This is a genomic window from Iamia sp. SCSIO 61187 (assembly GCF_019443745.1).
Lineage (GTDB): Bacteria > Actinomycetota > Acidimicrobiia > Acidimicrobiales > Iamiaceae > Iamia.
The window spans coordinates 1,366,166-1,387,713 of sequence record NZ_CP050948.1; the positions used below are offsets into that span (position 1 = coordinate 1,366,166).

The window sequence follows — 21,548 nt, forward strand, 5'->3', positions numbered from 1 at the left end:
GTTTGGGCCGATCGGCCCACACCGCGGCCGGCGGGGTCAGGTGCTGCGGAGCGAGCGGGCGATGCGGACCAGCTGGTCGGGCGTGACGTCGCCCGACACGGTGAACGCGAGCTGGCCGTCGGCGGCCCACAGCGACGGCAGGGCCTGGGGCCCCGTCACCTGGAGGGCGGTGGTCCCCCGGAACGGCCCGCTGTCCAGCTCGACCTCGGTCGGCGTCACCTCGACCCCCTCGGCCCGGGTGAACGGGTCGTCCCACGGCTGGCCCGCCTCGACCGGCGACGGGCGGAGGGTCACCAGCACCTGCTGGGGCCCCCGGGCGTAGCGGAGGGTGGCGATCCGATCGCTCTCGTGGACCGTCACGCCGGCCGGCTCGAAGCCGTCGGGGAGGTACTCGGGGGTCAGCGGGGTCAGGTCCGTGCGCCCGGCGATCTCGGTGATGCGCACCGGGACGAAGCCCATGTCGGTCGCGTTCGGGGTGCCCGGGGGCAGCTCCTGGTCGAAGTCGTCGACGGCGTCCTGCTGGACCTCGGCGAAGCGCAGCTCCCGCACCGTCTCGTCGCCGGCGGTCCAGGTGATGCGCACCGGCAGCAGCGAGTCGGCCTCGACGGTGTAGGTCAGGTCGACCTCGTCGGTGAGCGGTCCCTGGAGGCGGAGCACGTCGCGGCTGCCGAGGGTGTCCTCGACGGGCTCGACGTCGTCGACGGCGGCCAGCGCCCGGGCGGCGATGCCGAGGTCGTCGAGGGGGGTGGCGTCGCGCGGCGGACCCCCGTCCGGCGGGCCCATGGCCACGCCGATCTCCGACCGCGGCGGGAAGCCGGGGATGGTGTCCTTGAGCACGCCGAACTGGGCGTCGTAGGTCGTGAGGCGGTTGATCGTGGTGTCCTGCAGGCGGAACGAGCCATCGGTGCTGGCGAGGATCCGCAGGCTGGCCGGCTCCTGCCCGAGGGACTCGCGCTCGACGGTGGCCGACCAGGTGCCCCCCTCGGCCAGGACCTCCATGCTGCGGGCGGTCACGTCGGCGACGGTCTGGCCCCGGACCGGGGACTCGGCCCGGGACGCGGCCAGGTACAGGACGGCGATGGCGGCGGCGAGGACGCCGAGCACGACCAGCACGGCCGCGGTCTTGATCAGCAGGCCGGCCCAGTGGCGCGGGGCCCGCTGGCGGTCGGCCTCGTCGGCCAGCTCCTCGATCAGGTCGGGGCGCCGGCGCCGGGCCCGCTTCGGGGCCCGCTTCTGCATGGCGACGGGCGGGGGCTTGGCCGTGGCCAGCGAGGGGGACGGGCCTCCAGGCGCGGGCAGCGAGGGCGGGGGTGCGGCGCGCGGGCCCTCCCGCTCGGCCCGGAGGCGGCGACCCAGCTCGCGCCAGAACTCGGGCGACGGGGGCTCGGGGGCGAGCTGGCCGGCGTCGTCCTCGTCGACCGGGGGCTCGTCGTCGTCGGCGGTCGGGGCCTCGACGGTGGAGGGCTCGGTGGCGAGGACGGCGGAGGTGTCGTCGCCCGGCTCACCCAGGTCGGGTCGGCCCTCGTCGTCGTGGCCCAGGACGTCCATGGCCCCGGTGGGCTCGTCGAGGGCCTCGTCGAGGAGGCGGGCGACCCGCGAGGCCACGGTCGTGACGACCTTGGGGTCGACGCCGAGGGCGTCGGAGACGGCCTTGATGGGGATGCCGGCCTCGTCGACCAGGCCCCAGATGGCACGCTCCTCGGGGCGGAGGGCGGCGACCGCCAGGCCGAGGGGGTCGGCGCCCAGGCGGGGGCGGCGGTCCTCGTGCACCGGGCGGCGCCCGGGGGCCGGTGCCTCCCGGCGCTGGTGGCGGCGGAGCTCGTGGCCGCAGGCGATCCACACGTGGTGGGTGAGGAAGACGACGGCGTCGGCGGGCCCCTTGCGCCGGGCCCGGTAGGCCCGGACGTAGGCCGCGAGGAGGGTCTGGTCGACGGCGTGGCCACCCAGGACGAGGTGGGCCAGGCGCCGGCACTCTGGGTCGACCCGCTCGATCAGCGCGGCCCAGGCCTTGTTGCTGCCCTCCCGGGCCGCCGCCAGCATGCGGTCGGCGGTGGGGTCCACCCCGTCGCCGGGCGGGCGCGGGGGCGCGACGGGGAGCGACGCGGGGGGCGCAGGGGTCGACGGTTGCTGGGGTGTCGCGGGCACGGTGAGAGGGTGGGCGACGGTCCGCCGTCGCCGGTCCCGAGGATCGCACATCGGGGACACGACCCCGGTGCCGTGATGGCCGATCGAGGCGCTCGTCGGCAAGACTCGCTGGTACATGCGTCACCGGACCCGCCCCCTGGTCGCCCTCTGGGCCCTTGCCGCCCTCGCCACCACGGCGGTGGCCTGCTCGGGCGACGACGGCGACACCACCGCCGCCGGCGGGTCGGCCCCGACCACCGAGGCGGTCGAGACCGCCACCGAGGGCGGGGTGACCACCGGGGCGCCCACGACCGAGGCCCCCACCACCACCGAGGCCCCGACCACCACCACCGAGGCGCCGACCACGACCACCACGACGGCTCCGCCGCCGCCGGCCGAGCCCGAGCTGCTCCAGTCCGGCGTCGAGGGGCCCCGCACCCGGGCGCTCCAGGAGGCCCTGGTGCGGCTCGGCTTCGACCCCGGTGAGCCGGACGGCCAGTTCGGGACCAAGACCACCCAGGCCGTGTGGGCCTTCCAGGCCCTGCACGGCCTGGCCAAGGACGGCGTCGTCAGCCCCCAGCTCGAGGCCCAGATCGTCGCCGCCCCGCCCCTCGCCATGCTCCGCCCCGACCTCGGGCCCACCCACACCGAGGTCGACCTCGACCGCCAGGTCCTCCTCGTGTGGGGCGACGGCCAGCTCGAGCTGGTGACCCACGTGTCGAGCGGCTCGGGCGTCGCCTACTGCGAGGAGGGCTCGGGCCCCAACGCCGAGCCCGGCCAGCAGTACTGCGGCGACGCCCAGACGCCGCTGGGGGACTACCGGTACCAGCGCCGCATCGCCGGCGAGCGCCACGCCGCCCTCGGCGTGCTCTACAGCCCGGTGTACTTCAACGGCGGCATCGCCGTGCACGGCGCCCCGTCGGTGCCGAACCACCCGGCCTCGCACGGCTGCGTGCGCATCCCGATGCACATCTCGACCTACTTCCAGGGGCTGGTCGCCGACGGCGAGCCCATCGCCGTGTTCCGGGGCGGCAGCGGCCCGGCGGCCCCGGTGCCGCCGCCCGGCGGTCCGGCCGCGCCACCGCCGGCCGGCGCCGAGAACGGGGGGTAGGGCGTGGCCGACTGGCCCAGCTCGCCGCCCGTGGCCGATCGCGCCGAGCCGTCCCCCGGCGGGGGGACCGGCCTCCAGGTCGGGGGCGCCCGCTACCCGGACCGTCCGCCCGAGCACTGGCCGGCCTACGCCCCCCCACCGGCGTCGGCGTGGGGCGTGCCCGCCGGGCCGCCCCCACCGGGTCCCGACGGCGGGGGGCCGCGGCCGTGGCCCGTCGCCGCCGCCGTCCTCGCCATCGTGGTGGTGCTGGGCCTGGTGATCGTCGGCGTCGGTGCCGTCGTGTCCTCGTCCGACGACGCCCAGGACGAGGCGACCGACACCACCATCGACCTCAGCGACCCGGAGATCACCGCGCCCCCCTCGGAGGAGCCCATCCAGCCGACGCTGCCGAACATGCCGTCGCTGCCCGAGCTGACGCCGGGCGGCCCCGACCCGGCCGAGCAGGCCCGCCCCCTCGCCGAGGTCCTCCCCGAGATCATCGACTTCGTCGAGGAGACGCGGGGCCAGGAGTTCCGGACCGACCCCGTCGTCCAGGCCGTGCCCGACGACGAGTTCGTCGGGCTCCTCGAGGACGCCCAGGCCGAGGAGGCCGACGCCCTGGTCGCCGCGGGCGTCACCGACGCCGCCCTCGGGCTGATCCCGCCGGGCACCGACCTGGCCGCCATCGCCGCCGAGGCCGGGGCCGTCAGCGTGCTCGGCTTCTACGACCCCGAGACCGACGAGCTCTACGTCAAGGGCGACGTCATCACCCCGTTCGTGCAGACGGTGATCGCCCACGAGCTGACCCACGCCCTCGACGACCAGGTCTTCGACCTGGGTCGCCTCGACGCCATGGTGGAGGCCGGCGACGAGTCCGCCTTCGGCTTCCTCGCCCTGGTCGAGGGGACGGCCAGCTTCGTGGGCGACGCCTACCGGGCCCAGCTCTCGCCCGAGGACGCCGCCGCCGCCGACGCCGAGGAGCTGGCCCTCGGGTTCGACCAGCTGCCGTCGCTGATCGACATCCCGCCCGCGTACCTCGTCGAGAGCCTGGTCCCCTACGCCTCGGGCCAGCGGTTCGTCGAGGCGCTCCTCGACGCCGGGGGCACCACCGCCGTCGACGCGGCGTACATGGACCCGCCCACCACGAGCGAGCAGGTCCTCGACCCCGCCGTCTACGAGGCGGGCGAGGAGGCGGTGGACCTGAACGACCTCGTCGCGCCGGGCGAGGTGGTCGACGAGGGGACCTTCGGGGCGGCCGACCTGCGCCTGCTCGAGGTGGTGTCGGACCCGATGTCGGCCCTGGTCGACCCGGACGTGGGCCTGCTCGAGCCCTTCGAGGGCTTCGGCGGCGGGCAGTACGTGAGCTGGACCGAGGGGGGCGAGTCGTGCGTCCTGCTCGAGGCGGTCGGCGACGACGCCGCCGGCAGCGCCGCCATCGCCGACGCCCTCGACGCCTGGGCGGCGGCCGCCCCGGGCGCGTCGGTGGGGTCCCGGGTCGGCGGCAACGGGCTCGACGTCATCACCGCCACGCGCTGCGCCTGAGCTCGGCAGCTGCCGCACCGCGTGGACGCCGCAGCCCCTCGACGTCCGGGTCGGTCCATAAGGTCGGCGCCATGAGCGACACGTCCCCGCGCCCCGACCCCCTCGCCGCGTTCCGCCTCCACGGTCGGACCGCCGTCGTCACCGGGGCGTCGGCCGGGCTCGGCGCCCACTTCGCCCGGGTGCTCCACGCTGCCGGGGCCCACGTGGTGCTGGCCGCCCGGCGCGTCGAGCGGGTCGAGGCCCTGGCCGCCGAGCTGGTCGACCGGGCGACCCCCATCGCCGTCGACGTCACCTCCGACGACGACCTGGTCGCCCTGGCCGAGCTGGGTGCGTCGGTCGGCGGCGGGGCCGTCGACGTGCTGGTGAACAACGCCGGGATCGGTGCCCCCCAACCGGCCGAGACCGAGCCCATGGAGGTGTTCCGCACCGTCGTGGACGTCAACCTCAACGCCCTGTTCCGCCTGAGCCAGCTGGTCGCCGGGCCCATGATCGCGGCGGGGCGGGGGAGCATCGTCAACGTGGCGTCGATGCTGGGCTCGGTCGCCGCCGCCCCCATCAAGCAGGCGTCCTACTGCGCCTCAAAGGGGGCGGTGGTGAACCTGAGCCGGGAGCTGGGGTGCCAGTGGGCCCGGAAGGGTGTGCGGGTCAACGCCCTGGCGCCGGGGTGGTTCCCGAGCGAGATGACCGACGAGATGTGGACCGACGACTCGTCCACCACCTTCGTCCGCCAGCACTGCCCGCTGGGACGGCGGGGCGAGCTCCACGAGCTCGACGGCGCCCTCCTGTTCCTCGCCTCCGACGCCTCGAGCTACGTCACCGGCAGCGTCCTCACCGTCGACGGCGGCTGGACGGCCCGCTGACACGGACGCAACGGGACGCAACGTGCCAGGAGCGCGAGCGGACAGGCGTGGCCACGACGCCGGCCGGTGCCGTCACGCTCATCGGAGCGACCTCCGTCGCCATCCTCGGTTCTGTTCGCGCCAGGCGACATCGGTGTCCGGCAGCGGTGTCAGAACGGCGATGGCCGCCTCGGCGGTCGTTCTGTTCGCGCCAGGCGACATCGGTGTCCGGTCGCGGTGTCAGAACGGTGCCGGCGGCCACGACAGGCACGGTCCGTCCACGGGAGCGGCCCCGCAGACAGGCGTCTGGACTACTGTCCAGGTGATGATGGAGAGCGACCCCGAGAAGCGGCGCGCCGGCCTGGAGAAGATGGCCGAGGTCTACGGGTGGGAGGTGTCCGACGGCGACGGCGACTTCTTCGGCTACACCGTCGAGCACCTCTTCGGCGAGGTCTGGCAGCGCGACGCCCTGTCGATGCGGGACCGCCGCCTGCTGCTGCTCGGCCTGCTGGTGGGCAACGCGGACCACGACGTGGTGCCGATCCAGCTGGCGGCCGCCTTCGGCAACGACGAGCTCGACGCCGACCAGCTGCGCGAGCTGGCCGTGTTCCTGGCCCACTACGCCGGCTGGCCCGCCGGCGCCCGGCTGTTCGGCCAGGTCGAGAAGGTGCTCGCCGACGCGGCCAAGGCCGCCGCCCGCGCCGCCGAGGCGGAGGGCCCGTGAGCGACGTCGTCGGCGTCGCCGACGCCGGTGCGGTCCGCACCCTGACGCTCGATCGCCCCGAGGCCCGCAACGCCTTCGACGTCGCCCTCTACACCGGCCTGGCCGCCGAGCTCGACCGGGCCCGGGCCGACGACGCCGTCCACGTGGTGGTCCTCACCGGGGCGGGCACGGTGTTCTCCGCCGGCCAGGACCTGGCCGAGATGGCCGCCCTCGCCGCCGGCACCGCCCCCGACGGCGCCGAGCACGGCTTCCGGACCCTGCTGGCCGCGGTCGAGGCCTTCGACAAGCCCCTGCTGGCCGCGGTCAACGGGGCGGGCGTGGGCATCGGCTTCACCCTCCTGCTCCACTGCGACCTGGTGTGGATGGGGGCCGCGGCCCGCCTCCGGGTGCCGTTCGCCGAGATGGGCGTCCCACCCGAGGCCGCCAGCAGCGTCCTCCTCGCCGCCCGCATGGGTCGCCAGCACGCCGCCCGGGTGCTCCTCACCGCCGACTGGGTGTCGGCCGAGGACGCCGTGGCCCACGGCCTGGCCGTCGCCGTCGTCGCCGACGACGAGCTCCAGGAGCGGGTCGCCGCCGTGGCCCGCCGCATCGCCGAGCACCCGCTGCCGGGCCTCAGGGCCATCTGCGGCCTGGTCCGGGCGGGGGAGGCCGAGGCCGTCACCGCCGCCCGGGCGCGGGAGGAGGCGGCCTTCGCCGACCTGCTCGCCACCTTCACCAACCCGTTGACCTAGACAGGCAACTGGACTACTGTCCAGATCCATGTCCAGCACGACGGGGGTCTCCCCACCGGGGGCCGGCGCGACCGGGGTCACGCGGGAGCCGGTGCGGCGGCACCTCAGCGTCCGCCAGGCCGACACCGTGGCCCGGCTCACCGACGCCGCCGTGGAGGAGGTCCGGGGCACCGGCTACGAGGGCCTCACGGTCCGCAACGTGGCCAAGCGGGCCGGTGTCGCCCCGGCCACGGCGTACACCTACTTCGCGTCCAAGGACCACCTGGTGGCCGAGGTCTTCTGGCGCCGCCTGCAGACCCAGCCCCCGACGCCACCCGACCCCACGGCGACGGCCGCCCGGCGGGTCACCACCGCCATCGGCGACATCGCCGGGCTGGTGGGCGACGAGCCCGAGCTGGCCGCGGCCTGCACCACCGGCATGCTGGCCGGCGACCCCGACGTCGAGCGCGTCCGCGAGCAGATCGGCGTCGAGGTGGCCGACCGCCTGCGCGCCGCCATGGGCGCCGACCTCGACGAGGACCGCCTCGACGCCCTCCAGCTCGCCCTCTGGGGGGCGATGCTCTCGGCTGGCATGGGCTACTTCCTTCACGCCGAGCTGGCGCAGCGGATGGCCGGCGTGACCCGCATCGTCCTCGGGGACTGAGCGGTGGGCGCGACCACCCAGGACCCGCGCACCGGCTCGCCGGTCGTCTACAACCCGTACTCCTACGAGATCCACGAGGACCCGTACCCGACCTACGCCCGGCTGCGGGCCGAGGCCCCGGTGTACCGCAACGAGGAGCACGGGTTCTGGGCCCTGTCGCGCCACGCCGACGTCATCGAGGGGTTCCGGGACTCGGCCTCGTTCTCGTCGGCCCACGGCGTGTCGCTCGACCCGGCGGCGTCGGGCCCCCACGCCCACAAGACCATGTCGTTCCTGGCCATGGACCCGCCCCGCCACGGCCGCATGCGCGGACTGGTGTCGCGGGGGTTCACCCCCCGCCGGGTCCTCGACCTCGAGCCCCGCATCCGGGAGATCGCCGCCGGCTACGTCGCCGAGGGCCTCGAGCGGGGCGGCTTCGACTTCATCGCCGACCTGGCTGGGAAGCTCCCGATGGACGTCATCTCCGAGCTGATGGGCGTGCCCGTCGCCGACCGGGCCGAGCTGCGGCGCCTGTCCGACCTGCTCGTCCACCGCGAGGACGGGGTGATGGACGTGCCCCGGGCGGGCATGGAGGCGGCCCTCGTCCTGGCCGGCTACTACGCCGACATGATCGCCGCCCGCCGGGCGAGCCGGACCGATGACCTGACGTCGGCGCTGATCGACGTCGACGTCGACGGTGAGCGCCTCACCGACGACGAGATCATCAGCTTCCTGTTCCTCATGGTCGTCGCCGGCAACGAGACCACCACCAAGCTCCTGGGCAACGCCTGGTACTGGGCCTGGCGCAACCCCGACGAGCGGGCCAAGCCCTTCGCCGACGCCGGCCGCGTGCCGGACTGGGTCGAGGAGACGCTGCGCTACGACACGTCGAGCCAGATGCTCGCCCGCGTCACCACCGGCGAGGTCGAGGTGCGGGGGACGACGATCCCGGCCGGCGACCGGGTGCTGCTGCTGGTGGGCTCGGCCAACCGCGACGAGGACGTCTTCCCCGACCCCGACCGCTACGACCTCGAGCGCGACACCAGCCAGATCGCCAGCTTCGGCTTCGGCCGCCACTTCTGCCTGGGCGCGTCGCTGGCCCGGCTCGAGGCCCGCGTCTGCCTGGAGGAGCTGGTGGCCCGGATCGCCGACTACGAGGTCGACCCGGCCGGCATCGAGCGGGTCCACTCGGTGAACGTCCGGGGCCTGGCCACCCTGCCCACCACGGTGGTGCCCCGATGACCACGGACGCGACGCACGGATGGTGCCTGGCACCTTCCGTGGCGCCACGGATGGTGCCAGGCACCTTCCGTGTCCCGGGGGGGTGCTGATGCCGCGGTTCGACCCGCACCCGGAGCGGCGCCCGGTCGCCGTCACAGGCGCCTCGTCGGGGATCGGCGCCGCCATCGCCCAGCAGCTGGCCGCGCTCGGCCACCCCGTCGTCCTCGGCGCCCGCCGCGTCGAGCGCTGCGAGGACCTGGCCGCCACGCTGCGGGCCGACGGCCACGAGGCCGCCGCCGTGGCCCTCGACCTCACCGACGACGGGTCCGTCGCCCGCTTCGCCGAGGAGGCGGCCGCCGTCCACGGGCCGCTGGAGGTCCTCGTGAGCAACGCCGGCGAGGTCTGGCCCCAGGCCGTCCACGCCACCGACCCGGCCACCTTCACCCGCCAGGTCCAGGTCAACCTGCTCGGCGCCCAGGCCCTCCTCCACGCCGTCGTCCCCGGCATGGTCGAGCGGGGTCGGGGCGACGTCGTCCTGGTGACCTCCGACGTCGTGCGGGCCCCCCGCCCTCTGATGGGCGCCTACATGACGGCCAAGCACGGGGCCGAGGGCATGGCCCGGGCCATGCAGATGGAGCTCGAGGGCACCGGCGTGCGGGCCGGCATCGTCCGCCCCGGCCCGTCGAGCACCGAGCAGGGCACCACCTGGTCCGAGGGCGAGGTCGTCGAGGTGGTCGACGAGTGGAACCGCTGGGGCCTGATCCGCCACGACGGCGCCCTCCGCCCCGGCGACGTGGCCCGGGCCGTCACGGCCATGGTCACCCAGCCCCGCGGCACCCACCTGACCCTGATCGAGGTCGAGCCCGAGGCCCCCGCGGTCCGGCGCACCCACGTCCCCCGAGGAGAGCACAGATGAGCACAGCGTCGACGGAGTCGACACCGCCGGGTCGGCGGGCGGGTCGCGACACCATCGTCCAGCCCCCGACCGTGAGCGGCGACGACGGGGGGACCGGCCACCTGGAGGAGCTGCGGCGCGACCCGCTCGGGCTGATGGCCCGGGTGCGCGAGGAGTGCCGGGACGCCGGCGTGTTCCGCCTCCACGACCAGGAGGTCGTGCTCCTCACCGGGCCCGAGGCCAACGAGGCCTTCTTCCGGGCGCCCGACGAGGTGCTCGACCAGGCCGCCGCCTACCCCTTCATGACGCCGATCTTCGGCGAGGGCGTGGTGTTCGACGCCTCGCCCGAGCGCCGGCGCGAGGCCCTCCACAACCAGGCCCTGCGGGACAGGTTCATGCGGGGCCACGCCCAGACGATCGCCGCCGAGGTCGACCGCATGGTCGCCGGGTGGGACGACGAGGGCGAGATCGACCTGCTCGACTTCTTCGCCGAGCTCACCATCTACACCTCGAGCGCCTGCCTCATCGGCGCCCGCTTCCGCGAACAGCTCGACGGCCGCTTCGCCGAGCTCTACCACGACCTGGAGAAGGGCACCGACGCCCTCGCCTACGTCGACCCCTACGCCGACATCCCGTCGTTCCGGGCCCGCGACGAGGCCCGCGTCGGGCTGGTCGCCCTGGTCCAGGCGATCATGGACACCCGCGCCGCCGAGACCGAGCCCGTGGCCAAGGACGACCGCGACCTCCTCGACGTCCTCATGTCGATCAAGGACCCCGACGGCAGCGACCGCTTCTCGGCCGACGAGGTCACCGGCATGTTCATCTCGATGATGTTCGCCGGGCACCACACCACCTCGGGCACGGCGGCGTGGACGCTGATCGAGCTCCTGCGCCACCCCGAGGAGATGGCCCTGGTCAACGCCGAGCTCGACGAGCTGTTCTCCGACGGCAACGACGTCAGCTACCAGGCCCTGCGGGAGATCCCCCGGCTCGAGTCGGCCATCAAGGAGGCCCTGCGCCTCCACCCGCCGCTGATCCTCGTGCTGCGCAAGGCCACCTCCGACATGGAGCTGGCCGGCCACGCCATCCGCGAGGGCCAGCTCGTCGGCGCCAGCCTGAGCGTGTCGAACCGGCTGCCCGAGGCCTTCCCCGACCCCGACGCCTTCGTCCCCGACCGCTACCTCGACCCCCGCAACGAGGACGTGGCCAACCCGTGGAGCTGGATCCCCTTCGGCGCCGGCCGCCACCGCTGCGTGGGTGCGGCGTTCGCCCTCATGCAGCTCAAGGCCATCTTCTGCGTCCTGCTCCAGGACTGGGAGATCGAGGCGGCCCAGCCCCCCGAGTCGTACCGCAACGACCACTCCAAGATGGTCGTGCAGCTGGCCCAGCCCTGCCGGGTCCGCTACCGCCGCCGGAGCCGTTGATGGGTTGGAAGGTCGTCGTCGACCGCGACCTGTGCCAGGGCCACGGCGTCTGCGAGGCCGAGGCCCCCGAGGTCTTCGAGGTGTCCAAGAAGGGCGACCTGACCGTCCTGGCCGAGGCCCCCGCCGACGACCAGCGCGCCGCGGTCGACCTGGCCGTCAAGTACTGCCCGACCCACGCCCTGTCCGTCCAGGAGGACTGAACCGATGACCGCCTACCCCCGTGCCGAGCTCGACGAGATGGTCGAGCGCTGGCTCCAGGCCAACCGGGACGCCGAGGCCGCCGGCGACTGGAAGTCGATGGCCGACATGTACACCGAGGACGCCACCTACGGGTGGAACTACGGCCCCGACACCGAGTTCATGGCCACCGGGCGCGAGGAGATCCGCGAGATCGCCCTCGGGCTGGAGATGGACGGCCTCGGGGGCTGGGAGTACCCCTACGAGGAGATCGTCATCGACGAGTCCAAGGGCCACGTCATCGGGTTCTGGCGCCAGGTCGCCGACGCCACGCGCGACGACGGCACCCGCTACGAGGTGGCCGGCATCGGCGGCTCGTGGTTCATCTACGGCGGCGACTTCCAGTGGCGCTGGCAGCGGGACTGGTTCGACTTCGGCAACGCCGCCCACGTGTTCCTGGAGATGATGTCCGACGGCACGCTGTCGGAGGGGATGACGGCCCGCATGAACCGGTCGATGAAGGCCGACCTGCCCGGCTACTACCCGGTCCACCAGGCCCCGACCGGCCTCTGGGAGCGCCCGTCGTGACCCCCCTCCTGGGAACTCGGTGGCAGATGTCGGACGAACATCCCACATCTGCCACCGAGCTCGGCGCCGGGATCGGGTCGGAGGGGCGGCGATGAGCCTGGAGACCGACGGGCTCGACGTGCTGCTGGTCGACGGGAAGCTCACCGCCGCGTCCGGCGGGGCCACGTTCGAGACGATCGACCCGGCCACCGAGGAGGCCCTCGGCCTGGCCGCCGACGGCACGGCCACCGACATGGACGCCGCCATCGGCGCCGCCCGCCGCGCCTTCGACGAGACCTCGTGGTCGACCGACGTCGAGCTCCGGGTGCGGTGCCTCCGCCAGCTCCACGACGCCCTGGTCGCCCACGGCGAGGAGATGCGGGCCCTCACCACCGCCGAGGTCGGCGCCCCCGCCTTCCTGACGACCGGCCCCCAGTACGACGGGCCCGTCGGCGACCTCGCCTTCGCCGCCGACACCGCCGAGGGCTACCGGTGGCGGACCGATCTGGGCACCTCGACGGTGATGGGCATCGACTCCCGTCGCTTCCTCGAGCGCGAGGCCGTCGGGGTCGTCGGTGCCGTGACCCCGTGGAACTTCCCCCACCAGATCAACCTGGCCAAGCTCGGACCGGCCCTCGCCGCCGGCAACACCGTCGTCCTCAAGCCGGCGCCCGACACGCCGTGGGCGGCCTCGGCCGTCGCCCGCATCGCCGCCACCGAGACCGACCTCCCCGCCGGCGTGCTCAACGTCGTCACCTCGTCGGACCACGCCGTCGGGGCCCAGCTCTCCACCGACCCCCGGGTCGACCTGGTGTCGTTCACCGGATCGACCGCCACCGGCAAGAAGGTCATGGCCGCCGCCTCGGGCACCCTCAAGCGGGTCTTCCTCGAGCTGGGCGGCAAGTCGGCCTTCGTCGTGCTCGACGACGCCGACGTGGCCGCCGCCTGCGGGCTGGCCGCCTTCACCGTCTGCACCCACGCCGGCCAGGGCTGCGCCATCACCACCCGGCTGCTCCTGCCCCGGGCCCGCTTCGACGAGGGCGTCGACGCCGTGGCCGCGACCATGGCCGCCCTCGCCCCCGGCGACCCGACCGACCCGGGCACGATCTGCGGGCCGCTCATCTCGTCCGCCCAGCGCGACCGGGTGCTGGGCTACCTCGACCTGGCCCGGGAGGAGGGCGGCTCGTTCGCCTGCGGCGGCGGTCGCCCCGCCGACCGGGAGGTCGGGTTCTTCGTCGAGCCGACCCTGGTCGTCGGCGTCGGCAACGAGGCCCGCGTGGCCCAGGAGGAGATCTTCGGACCCGTCCTCGTCGCCATCCCCCACGACGGCGACGACGACGCCGTCCGCATCGCCAACGACTCGATCTACGGCCTCTCGGGCGCCGTCCACGGCGGCGACCTCGACCGGGCCCGCGCCGTCGCCTCCCGCCTCCGCACCGGCACCGTCGGCATCAACGGCGGGATCTGGTACGGCGGCGACGTCCCCTTCGGCGGCTACAAGCAGTCCGGCCTGGGTCGGGAGATGGGCGTGCTCGGCTTCGAGGAGTACACCGAGGCCAAGTCCGTGGCCGAGCCGGCGTGAGCCCAGCCGTGACCCACCCCGCCCGCCGCCCGGCGCCCATCGACAGGAGCACCACCACATGACCCAGAGGTTCACCGACAAGGTCGCCATCGTGACCGGGGCCGGGCGGGGGATCGGCGAGACCTACGCTCGCCGGCTCGCGGCCGAGGGGGCGGCGGTGGTGGTCGCCGACATCGACGCCGACGGTGCGGCCAAGGTGGCGGCGTCGATCGCCGAGGACGGCGGCACCGCCCTCGGGCTGCGGGTCGACGTGTCCGACCCCGAGTCGGCGGCGGCCATGGCGGCGGCGACGGTCGAGCAGCTGGGCGGGATCGACCTGCTGGTGAACAACGCCGCCATCTACGGAGGCATGCAGATCGACCTGCTGCTGACGGTCGACTGGGAGTACTACAAGCGGTTCATGGCCGTGAACATGGACGGCGCCCTCGTGTGCATCCGGGCCTGCTGGGAGCACATGGCGGCCCGTGGGGGTGGCGCCGTCGTCAACCAGTCGTCGACCGCGGCCTGGCTCTACGCCGGCTTCTACGGCCTGGCCAAGACGGGCATCAACGGCCTCACCCAGCAGCTCGCCCACGAGCTGGGCGGGTCGAAGATCCGGATCAACGCCATCGCCCCCGGCCCGACCGACACCGAGGCCACCCGGGACACGGTGCCCGAGTCGATCGTCAGGGACCTGGTGAAGGGGCTGGCCCTCAAGCGCCAGGGCACACCCGACGACATGGCCAACATGCTCCTGTTCCTGCTGTCCGACGAGGCCAGCTGGATCACCGGCCAGATCTTCAACGTCGACGGCGGCCAGGTCGTGCGGGGATGAGCGCCGCAGGCACGGAGCGGCTCGGCTGGATCGGCCTGGGCAACATCGGCGCCCCCATGGCCCGCCGGCTGCTGGGCCACCCCGGCGGGCTGGTGGTCTGCGACGTCGTCGAGGAGGCGACCCGACCGTTCGCCGCCGAGGGGGCCGAGGTCGCCGCCGACGCCGCCGGCGTGGTCGCCGCCGGGGCGACGGTGATCTCGGTGATGGTCCGCGACGACGCCCAGGTGCGCAGCGTCGTCGGCGCCCTGCTGGGCACGGCCCCGGCAGGCACCCTGGTCGCCGTCCACTCCACCATCCGCGCCGAGACGGCCGAGGACCTGGCCCTCGTGGCGGCCCGCACCGGCGTCGTGCTCGTCGACGCCCCGGTGAGCGGGGGCGCCATGGGGGCGGCCACGGGACGGCTCGCCGTGCTCCTCGGGGGCGACGCCGCCGCCGTCGAGCGGTGCCAGGCCGCCTTCGCCGGCTTCGCCGACCAGGTCGTCCACTTCGGTCCGGCCGGGGCCGGGACCCGGGCCAAGATCGCTCGCAACCTGGTCACCTTCGCCTCCTTCGCCGCCGTCGGCGAGGCCCTGCGCCTGGCCGAGGCCACCGGGGTCGACCTGGTCGGGCTGGGCGACGTGGTCCGCCACTCCGACGCCGTGACGGGCGGCGCCGGAGCGATCATGCTGCGGGACGTGACCGCCCCCCTCGCCGCCGACGACGGGCTGCGGCCCATCTTCGAGCACACGCTCGCCCTCGGGTCCAAGGACCTCGACCTGGCCCTGGCCCTCGCCGCCGACGCCGGCCTCGACCTGCCGGTCACCGCCGCCGCCCGGCGCGGTCTGGCCACCGCCCTCGGACTGGAGGAGCCCGCCGATGCCCCGTGAGGCCACCCACCCCACCCGTGACGACATCGACCTCGTCGCCGGCGACTTCTGGGGCCGCGACCCCCACGACGAGATGGCCTGGATGCGGGCCCACGCGCCTGTCTACTGGGACGGGCAGGTGTGGGGCATCACCCGCTACGCCGACCTGAAGGCCATCGCCAAGGACCCGGGCACGTTCTCCAACGCCGGCGGCATCCGCCCCGACTCGGGGCCGATCCCGATGATGATCGACATGGACGACCCCGCCCACCTCAAGCGGCGCAAGCTGGTGAACCGGGGCTTCACGCCGCGCCGGGTCCGCGAGCAGGAGGCCGCGGTCCGGCGGGCCTGCGACCAGATCATCGACACCGTCTGCGAGCGGGGGGAGTGCGACCTCGTCACCGACGTGGCCGCCTGGCTCCCGATGATCATGATCGGCGACGCCCTCGGCGTGGCCCCCGAGGACCGGGCCCAGCTGCTGGCCTGGTCGGACGCCCTCCTGTCGGCCCTCACCGGCAAGCCCGAGGACATGGGGTCGGCGGCCGACGCCTTCACCGGCTACACGACCTTCGCCCTGGAGACCATCGCCGACCGCCGGGCCACCCCCCGCGACGACCTCATGTCGGTGCTGGTCCACGCCGAGGTCGACGGCGATCGGCTCGACGACGACGAGGTCCTGCACGAGTCGCTGCTGATCCTCATCGGCGGTGACGAGACCACCCGCCACGTGATCAGCGGGGGCATGTACCAGCTGCTCACGCACCCCGACCAGCGTGACGCCCTGGCCGCCGACCCCGACCTCCTGCCCGGGGCGGTGGAGGAGATGCTGCGCTGGGTCAGCCCCATCAAGAACATGGCCCGCACGGCGACCCGCGACGTGATGATCGGGAGCCAGACCGTCGCCGAGGGCGACAAGCTGCTGCTGCTGTACCCGTCGGCCAACCGCGACGAGGACGTCTTCGCCGACCCGTCGCGCTTCGACATCACCCGCACCCCCAACGACCACGTGGCCTTCGGCTTCGGCACCCACTTCTGCCTGGGGAGCTCGCTGGCCCGCCTGGAGCTGACCTGCATGGTCGACCACCTGCTGCGTCGCCTCCCCGACCTCGAGGTGGCCCAGGACCACGAGCCCGCCGCCCGCCCGGCCAACTTCGTGTCGGGCTACGAGCACCTGGCCGTCCGGTTCACCCCGACCGCACCCGTCGGCTGAGGGTCGGCGGACCGCCCCCACCGCCGGCCCCACGACCGCCCTGACCAGGGCCGACGACCACTCCGGGTGGCCCCGAGGTCACACCCGGGCCGCCTCATCATCGGTGCCCCCCGGCCGATGGACGCCCGTGGATCAGCGCGCCCCGAACCGCTTCGCGACGGCGATCTTGATCCTCGGCGGGATCCTGACGATCGGGTACGCCCTCGCCCCCCGGACCTCGTCGAGCGAGGCGATCTACGTGGCCGTCGGCGTCGTGGCCGTCCTGGCCACCGTGGGCGGCATCGTGGTCCACCGCCCCCACCACCTGCTGTGCTGGGTGATCCAGGCCGTCGGCCTGTCGTCGATCGTCGTCGGCGACGCGCTGTGGTGGCAGCAGCTCGTCGCCGGCGAGGACCCCACCCGGTCGATCGCCGACCCGGCCTACCTCCTCGGCGCCCTGCTCATCGCGCTGGGGTTCGTGGTGCGGGTCCGGGAGACGGTCCGCTTCCGCGACCTGTTCGCCCGGGTCGACACCGCCATCGTCACCCTCGCCGGCGGCGTGGTGGCCTGGATCGCTGTGGTGGAGCCCCTCGTCGGCGGCGACGTCGACGCCGACCTGCTCTGGGCCGTGGCCTACCCGGTCGTCGACGTGATCCTCCTGGCCGCCGTGGCCCGGCTGCTGTTCTGCAGCGAGCGGACGTCGCCGTCGACCTTCCTCCTCGCCGGCGGGATCCTCCTCTTCGCCGGCGCCGACCTGTGGTTCCAGGTCGCCGAGCGCCTCGGCACCTACGCCGAGGGCGGCCCGATCGACCTCGTCTTCCTGCTCGCCTACGCCTCCATGGGGGCCGCCGCCGTCGACCCGTCCATGGCCGAGGAGCACCAGGTGACCTCGGTCGGCGAGCAGATCGGTCGCCGTCGGATGCTGGTCCTGGGCGCCGCCGCCGTGCTCCCGCTCGGCATCTTGCTCGTCGAGGTCGTGCGGGTCGAGGAGCCCCGCCGCACGGCCCTCGTCGTGCCCGCCCTGGCCACCCTCGCCACCTTCGTCCTGGCCCTGGTGCGGATGACCACCGTGGTGCGGTCGGTCGAGAGCCACACCGCCCGGGCCGGCGAGGACCGCTTCGAGGCCCTGGTCAAGCACTCGAGCGACGTCATCGGCGTCGTCGACAGCGAGGGGATGATCCGGTACATGAGCCCGGCGTTCCGGACCGCCCTGGGGCGGTCGCCGGACGACCACGTCCACACCGCCCTGCGCAGCATCGCCCACCCCGACGACGTCTCGACCCTGACGACCCACCTGTACCAGGCCGCCACCCGGCCGGCCCACGCCACGTCCCGGTTCGAGACCCGCCTGCTGGCGACGGACGGGTCGATCCGCGAGTTCGAGGTCGTGGCGGCCAACCTCGTCGCCAACGAGGTCGTCGACGGGCTCGCCCTCACGATGCGCGACATCACCGACCGCAAGGCCCTGGCCGCCGAGCTGAGCCACCAGGCCTTCCACGACAGCCTCACCGGCCTGGCGAACCGGGCCCTCTTCGCCGACCGGGTGGACCACGCCCTCCACCGACGGCGGCGCGACCCCGACTGCGACGTCGCCGTGCTGTTCGTCGACCTCGACGACTTCAAGGCCGTCAACGACGGCCTCGGGCACGGGGCCGGCGACGCCCTCCTCCGCGCCGTGGGCGAGCGCATCGTGCGCTGCCTCCGCATCGGCGACACCGCGGCGCGCCTCGGCGGCGACGAGTTCGCCGTCCTGCTGGAGGACGACCGGGCCCCGGGCGAGGCCACCACCATCGCCAACCGCATCCTCGAGGCGCTCCACGTCCCGGTGCCGGTGGGCGACATGGACCTGGGCGTCGTCGCCAGCATCGGCGTCACCGTGGCCACGTCGGGGTCGAGCACGGTCGGCCTGCTCCGCGACGCCGACATCGCCATGTACGAGGCCAAGCGCACCGGCAAGGGCCGGGTCTGCGTGTTCGACCCGGCCATGCGGGACCTGGCCTCGGATCGGCTCTCGCTCCAGACCGACCTGTCGACCGCCGTCGAGACCGGCCAGATCCGGGTCGTGTACCAGCCGATCGTCGACCTGGAGACCGGCCTGGTGCGGGGCGCCGAGGCGCTCAGCCGCTGGGCCCACCCCGAGCGGGGCGACATCCCCCCCGACGTCTTCATCCCCATCGCCGAGCAGACCGGCCTCATCGTCCCCATGGGGGAGTGGACCCTGCGCCAGGCGTGCAACCAGGCCGCCCGCACCGGGGGCACCGTCGGCGTCAACGTCTCCGGCGTCCAGTTCGCGGCGCCGACCTTCCTCGACACCGTGGCCGACGCCCTGCGCGTCGCCCAGCTGCCTCCGTCCCGGCTCACCGTCGAGATCACCGAGACGGCGCTCATGGCCGACACCGACGCCACCGCGGTGATCCTCGACCACCTCCGCGACGTCGGGGTCCGCATCGCCATCGACGACTTCGGCACCGGCTACTGCTCGCTGGCCTACCTCCAGCGCTTCGCCGTCGACGTGGTGAAGATCGACAAGGCCTTCGTGGCCGAGCTCGACGGTGCCTCCAAGGGCGACCGCCTGGCCCGCACGATCATGCAGATGGCCGACTCGCTCGAGGTCACCACGGTGGTCGCCGAGGGCATCGAGACCGAGGCCCAGCTGGCCCGGCTGCGGGACCTCGGCTGCCGCTACGGCCAGGGCTACCTGCTCTCGCGCCCCCTCGAGCGCGACGCCTACCACGGCCTGCTCCGCACGCACCTCGACGAGGCCCGCGCCGCGGGCGTCGAGGTGCTGGCGCCCATCGTCCGCGGCGAGCCGCCGGTCGACCCGACGTCGGTGCCGACGCCCGCGCCGGCGTTCCCCGGTGGGCCCGCCGCCACCGGGCACCCGGACACGCTGGCCGAGGCGCTCGACACCTCCGCCCTCGGGCCCGGCCCGGTGTCGTCCGTCGGCAGCCGCTGAGCCCCACCTCTCGGCGGGCTCCCAGCGACCTCCCAGGTCGGGCCGCCACACTGGCCCCATGACCGGGGAACGGCTGCTGCTCGCCGACGACGACGACAATCTCCGCTCGATGCTCGAGGCCGCGCTCCGCCACCACGGCTACGACGTGACCGCGGTGGCCTCGGGGCGGGAGGCGCTCGCCGCCGCCGGCGAGACGGCGCCCGACCTCATCGTCCTCGACGTGATGATGCCGGACCTCGACGGCTTCGAGGTCTGCCGGCGGCTGCGGAGCGAGGGCAGCCGCGTGCCCGTCGTCTTCCTCACCGCCCGCGACGCCACCGAGGACAAGGTCCGGGGCCTGACCCTCGGCGGCGACGACTACGTCGTGAAGCCCTTCAGCCTCGACGAGCTCGTCGCCCGCACCGACGCCGTGCTCCGCCGCACCGGCGTCCAGCGGGACGGGTCGGTCCTGCGCTGCGCCGACCTCGAGCTCGACGACGACGCCCACCGGGTCACCCGAGGCGGGGCCGACGTCAACCTGTCGCCGACCGAGTACAACCTGCTCCGGTTCCTGCTGGCCAACCAGGGCCGGGTCCTGTCCAAGGCGCAGATCCTCGACCACGTGTGGAACTACGACTTCGGCGGCGACGGCGGCATCGTCGAGACCTACATCGGCTACCTGCGCAAGAAGCTCGACAGTGGCGAGGACCGCCTCATCCACACCATCCGGGGCGTGGGCTACGTCGTCCGCGAGCAGGGCTGATCGGGTGTGAGCCTCCGCCTCCGCCTGCTGCTCGGCCTGGGCGTCGTGGCCGTCGTCCTCGTCGTGGTGGCGGTGGTCGTGACCCGCTCGACCCGGGACGACCTCGAGGCCAACGTCGACGAGCAGCTGCGCTCCCTGTCGGACAGCGCCCTGGCGGCGGCCCCGTACATGACCGGCGAGCGCGGCTTCGGCGGCACCCGCCCCCCCTGGGCCCGGCCCGGGGCGGCCGGCGACGCCGACGGGGGCGTCGGGTTCGGCGGGCGGGCCCCGACGACGATCTGGGTCGGGCTGCGCCAGGAGGGCGACATCGTCACCGGTGTCGCCCTCCTCGACGCCGACGGCGACGAGGTGGCCCCCGACCTCACCGCCCCGGCCCTCGCCGAGCTGCGCCCGGGCCAGCTGGTGACGGTGCCGGGGGTGGGCGCCGACCGCTTCCGGGTGATCGCCCGCGGGGCGGGCGACCGGGCCTGGGTGTACGTCGGTGCCCCGCTCGACGACGTCGACGCATCCGTGCGCCAGCTGGTCCTGCTCGAGGTGGCGGCCACCGCCGTTGTCCTCGGCCTCCTGGCCCTGGTCGCCCTGTGGGTCCTGCGCCTCGGCGTCCGCCCCCTCAAGCGCATGACCGCCACCGCCACCGCCATCGGCGCCGGGGACCTCTCGCAGAGGGTGCCGGAGGCGGACCGGCGCACCGAGGCCGGCGAGCTGGGCGCGGCCCTCAACTCGATGCTCACCCACATCGAGGAGGCCTTCGCCGCCAGCGCCGCGTCCGAGGCCCGGCTGCGGCGCTTCGTGGCCGACGCCTCCCACGAGCTCCGCACCCCGATCACCACCATCCGGGGCTACGCCGAGCTGCACCGTCGGGGCGGGCTGGAGGACCCCGAGGCCCGGTCGTCGGCCATGGCCCGCACCGAGCAGGAGGCCGTCCGCATGGGCCGCCTGGTCGACGACCTCCTGCTGCTGGCCCGGCTCGACCAGGGCCGGCCCCTCGAGGCCGAGCCGGTCGACCTCGGCGCCCTGGCCGCCGACGCCCGCGACGACGCCGCCGTCGCCCACCCCGACCACCCCGTGGCCCTGGACGCGGCGGCCGGTTGCACCGTCGTCGGCGACGACCACCGCCTCCGCCAGGTCGTGGCCAACCTGGTCGGCAACGCCGTGACCCACACCCCGGCGGGGACGGCGGTCACCGTGCGCGTCGCCCGGGCGGACGACCGCCGTCACGTGCTGCTGGAGGTCGCCGACGACGGCCCCGGCATGCCCCCCGAGCTGGCGGAGCGGGCCTTCGAGCGCTTCGCCCGGGGCGACGTGGCCCGGTCCCGCGCCGCCGGCAGCACCGGGCTGGGCCTGTCGATCGTGCAGGCCATCGTCGCCGCCCACGGTGGCTCGGTCAGCCTGACCTCGACCGAGGGCGAGGGCACCGCCGTGCGCGTCCTCCTCCCGGCCGCCGAGGCCGACCCGGCCTGACCG

At 74.6% G+C, this 21,548-nt stretch carries 19 protein-coding genes; 18 read left to right on the plus strand and 1 reads right to left on the minus strand.

The genetic code is table 11. The features are described from left to right. Nucleotides 1-36 precede the first annotated feature (36 nt). Nucleotides 37-2,145, minus strand: coding sequence for a hypothetical protein (locus HC251_RS06685; RefSeq protein ID WP_219944527.1), 2,109 nt, complete (start codon nucleotides 2,143-2,145; stop codon nucleotides 37-39). 115 nt (nucleotides 2,146-2,260) lie between these two features. On the opposite strand from HC251_RS06685, the gene HC251_RS06690 reads away from it, so the two are divergent. From HC251_RS06690 to HC251_RS06775, 18 genes are all read left to right on the plus strand, one after another. After that, nucleotides 2,261-3,235: a L,D-transpeptidase family protein gene (locus HC251_RS06690; RefSeq protein ID WP_219944528.1), complete on the plus strand. Its 975-nt coding sequence runs from the start codon at nucleotides 2,261-2,263 to the stop codon at nucleotides 3,233-3,235. A gap of 3 nt (nucleotides 3,236-3,238) precedes the next feature. After that, entirely contained in the window at nucleotides 3,239-4,756 is a 1,518-nt protein-coding gene (locus HC251_RS06695; RefSeq protein WP_219944529.1) for a hypothetical protein, read from the plus strand. Between the two features lie 71 nt (nucleotides 4,757-4,827). Further along, nucleotides 4,828-5,616, plus strand: a complete 789-nt coding sequence (locus tag HC251_RS06700; RefSeq protein ID WP_219944530.1) for an SDR family NAD(P)-dependent oxidoreductase — start codon at nucleotides 4,828-4,830, stop codon at nucleotides 5,614-5,616. Between the two features lie 304 nt (nucleotides 5,617-5,920). Continuing rightward, nucleotides 5,921-6,319, plus strand: coding sequence for a carboxymuconolactone decarboxylase family protein (locus tag HC251_RS06705; protein WP_219944531.1), 399 nt, complete (start codon nucleotides 5,921-5,923; stop codon nucleotides 6,317-6,319). Continuing rightward, complete coding sequence (locus HC251_RS06710) at nucleotides 6,316-7,050, plus strand: enoyl-CoA hydratase/isomerase family protein (protein ID WP_219944532.1); 735 nt, start codon at nucleotides 6,316-6,318, stop codon at nucleotides 7,048-7,050. The genes HC251_RS06705 and HC251_RS06710 overlap by 4 nt, the downstream gene beginning before the upstream one ends. A gap of 28 nt (nucleotides 7,051-7,078) precedes the next feature. Beyond that, the gene (locus HC251_RS06715; protein WP_219944533.1) at nucleotides 7,079-7,693 is read left to right on the plus strand and encodes a TetR/AcrR family transcriptional regulator; all 615 of its coding nucleotides are present in this window, start codon (nucleotides 7,079-7,081) and stop codon (nucleotides 7,691-7,693) included. 3 nt (nucleotides 7,694-7,696) lie between these two features. Continuing rightward, complete coding sequence (locus HC251_RS06720; protein WP_219944534.1) at nucleotides 7,697-8,914, plus strand: cytochrome P450; 1,218 nt, start codon at nucleotides 7,697-7,699, stop codon at nucleotides 8,912-8,914. A gap of 88 nt (nucleotides 8,915-9,002) precedes the next feature. Beyond that, nucleotides 9,003-9,809, plus strand: a complete 807-nt coding sequence (locus HC251_RS06725) for an SDR family oxidoreductase (protein WP_219944535.1) — start codon at nucleotides 9,003-9,005, stop codon at nucleotides 9,807-9,809. Then, entirely contained in the window at nucleotides 9,806-11,212 is a 1,407-nt protein-coding gene (locus tag HC251_RS06730) for a cytochrome P450 (RefSeq protein ID WP_219944536.1), read from the plus strand. The genes HC251_RS06725 and HC251_RS06730 overlap by 4 nt, the downstream gene beginning before the upstream one ends. Next, a complete protein-coding gene (locus HC251_RS06735; protein WP_219944537.1) occupies nucleotides 11,212-11,412 on the plus strand; it encodes a ferredoxin in 201 nt (66 codons plus the stop codon). Before HC251_RS06730 ends, HC251_RS06735 begins: the two co-directional genes overlap by 1 nt. A gap of 4 nt (nucleotides 11,413-11,416) precedes the next feature. Then, nucleotides 11,417-11,977, plus strand: coding sequence for a nuclear transport factor 2 family protein (locus HC251_RS06740; protein WP_219944538.1), 561 nt, complete (start codon nucleotides 11,417-11,419; stop codon nucleotides 11,975-11,977). 91 nt (nucleotides 11,978-12,068) lie between these two features. Next, nucleotides 12,069-13,538: an aldehyde dehydrogenase gene (locus tag HC251_RS06745; RefSeq protein ID WP_219944539.1), complete on the plus strand. Its 1,470-nt coding sequence runs from the start codon at nucleotides 12,069-12,071 to the stop codon at nucleotides 13,536-13,538. A gap of 58 nt (nucleotides 13,539-13,596) precedes the next feature. Further along, nucleotides 13,597-14,352 (plus strand): SDR family oxidoreductase, encoded by a 756-nt coding sequence (locus HC251_RS06750; protein WP_219944540.1) that lies wholly within the window; start codon nucleotides 13,597-13,599, stop codon nucleotides 14,350-14,352. Continuing rightward, the gene (locus HC251_RS06755) at nucleotides 14,349-15,218 is read left to right on the plus strand and encodes an NAD(P)-dependent oxidoreductase (RefSeq protein ID WP_219944541.1); all 870 of its coding nucleotides are present in this window, start codon (nucleotides 14,349-14,351) and stop codon (nucleotides 15,216-15,218) included. The genes HC251_RS06750 and HC251_RS06755 overlap by 4 nt, the downstream gene beginning before the upstream one ends. After that, nucleotides 15,208-16,407, plus strand: a complete 1,200-nt coding sequence (locus HC251_RS06760; protein ID WP_219944542.1) for a cytochrome P450 — start codon at nucleotides 15,208-15,210, stop codon at nucleotides 16,405-16,407. The genes HC251_RS06755 and HC251_RS06760 overlap by 11 nt, the downstream gene beginning before the upstream one ends. 127 nt (nucleotides 16,408-16,534) lie before the next feature. Then, on the plus strand, nucleotides 16,535-19,342 hold the full coding sequence (locus tag HC251_RS06765; protein WP_219944543.1) for a bifunctional diguanylate cyclase/phosphodiesterase: 2,808 nt from the start codon (nucleotides 16,535-16,537) through the stop codon (nucleotides 19,340-19,342). Nucleotides 19,343-19,400: 58 nt separating this feature from the next. After that, nucleotides 19,401-20,084 (plus strand): response regulator transcription factor, encoded by a 684-nt coding sequence (locus tag HC251_RS06770; protein WP_219944544.1) that lies wholly within the window; start codon nucleotides 19,401-19,403, stop codon nucleotides 20,082-20,084. A 6-nt stretch (nucleotides 20,085-20,090) separates the two neighbouring features. Further along, nucleotides 20,091-21,545, plus strand: a complete 1,455-nt coding sequence (locus HC251_RS06775) for a HAMP domain-containing sensor histidine kinase (RefSeq protein ID WP_219944545.1) — start codon at nucleotides 20,091-20,093, stop codon at nucleotides 21,543-21,545. Nucleotides 21,546-21,548 lie beyond the last annotated feature (3 nt).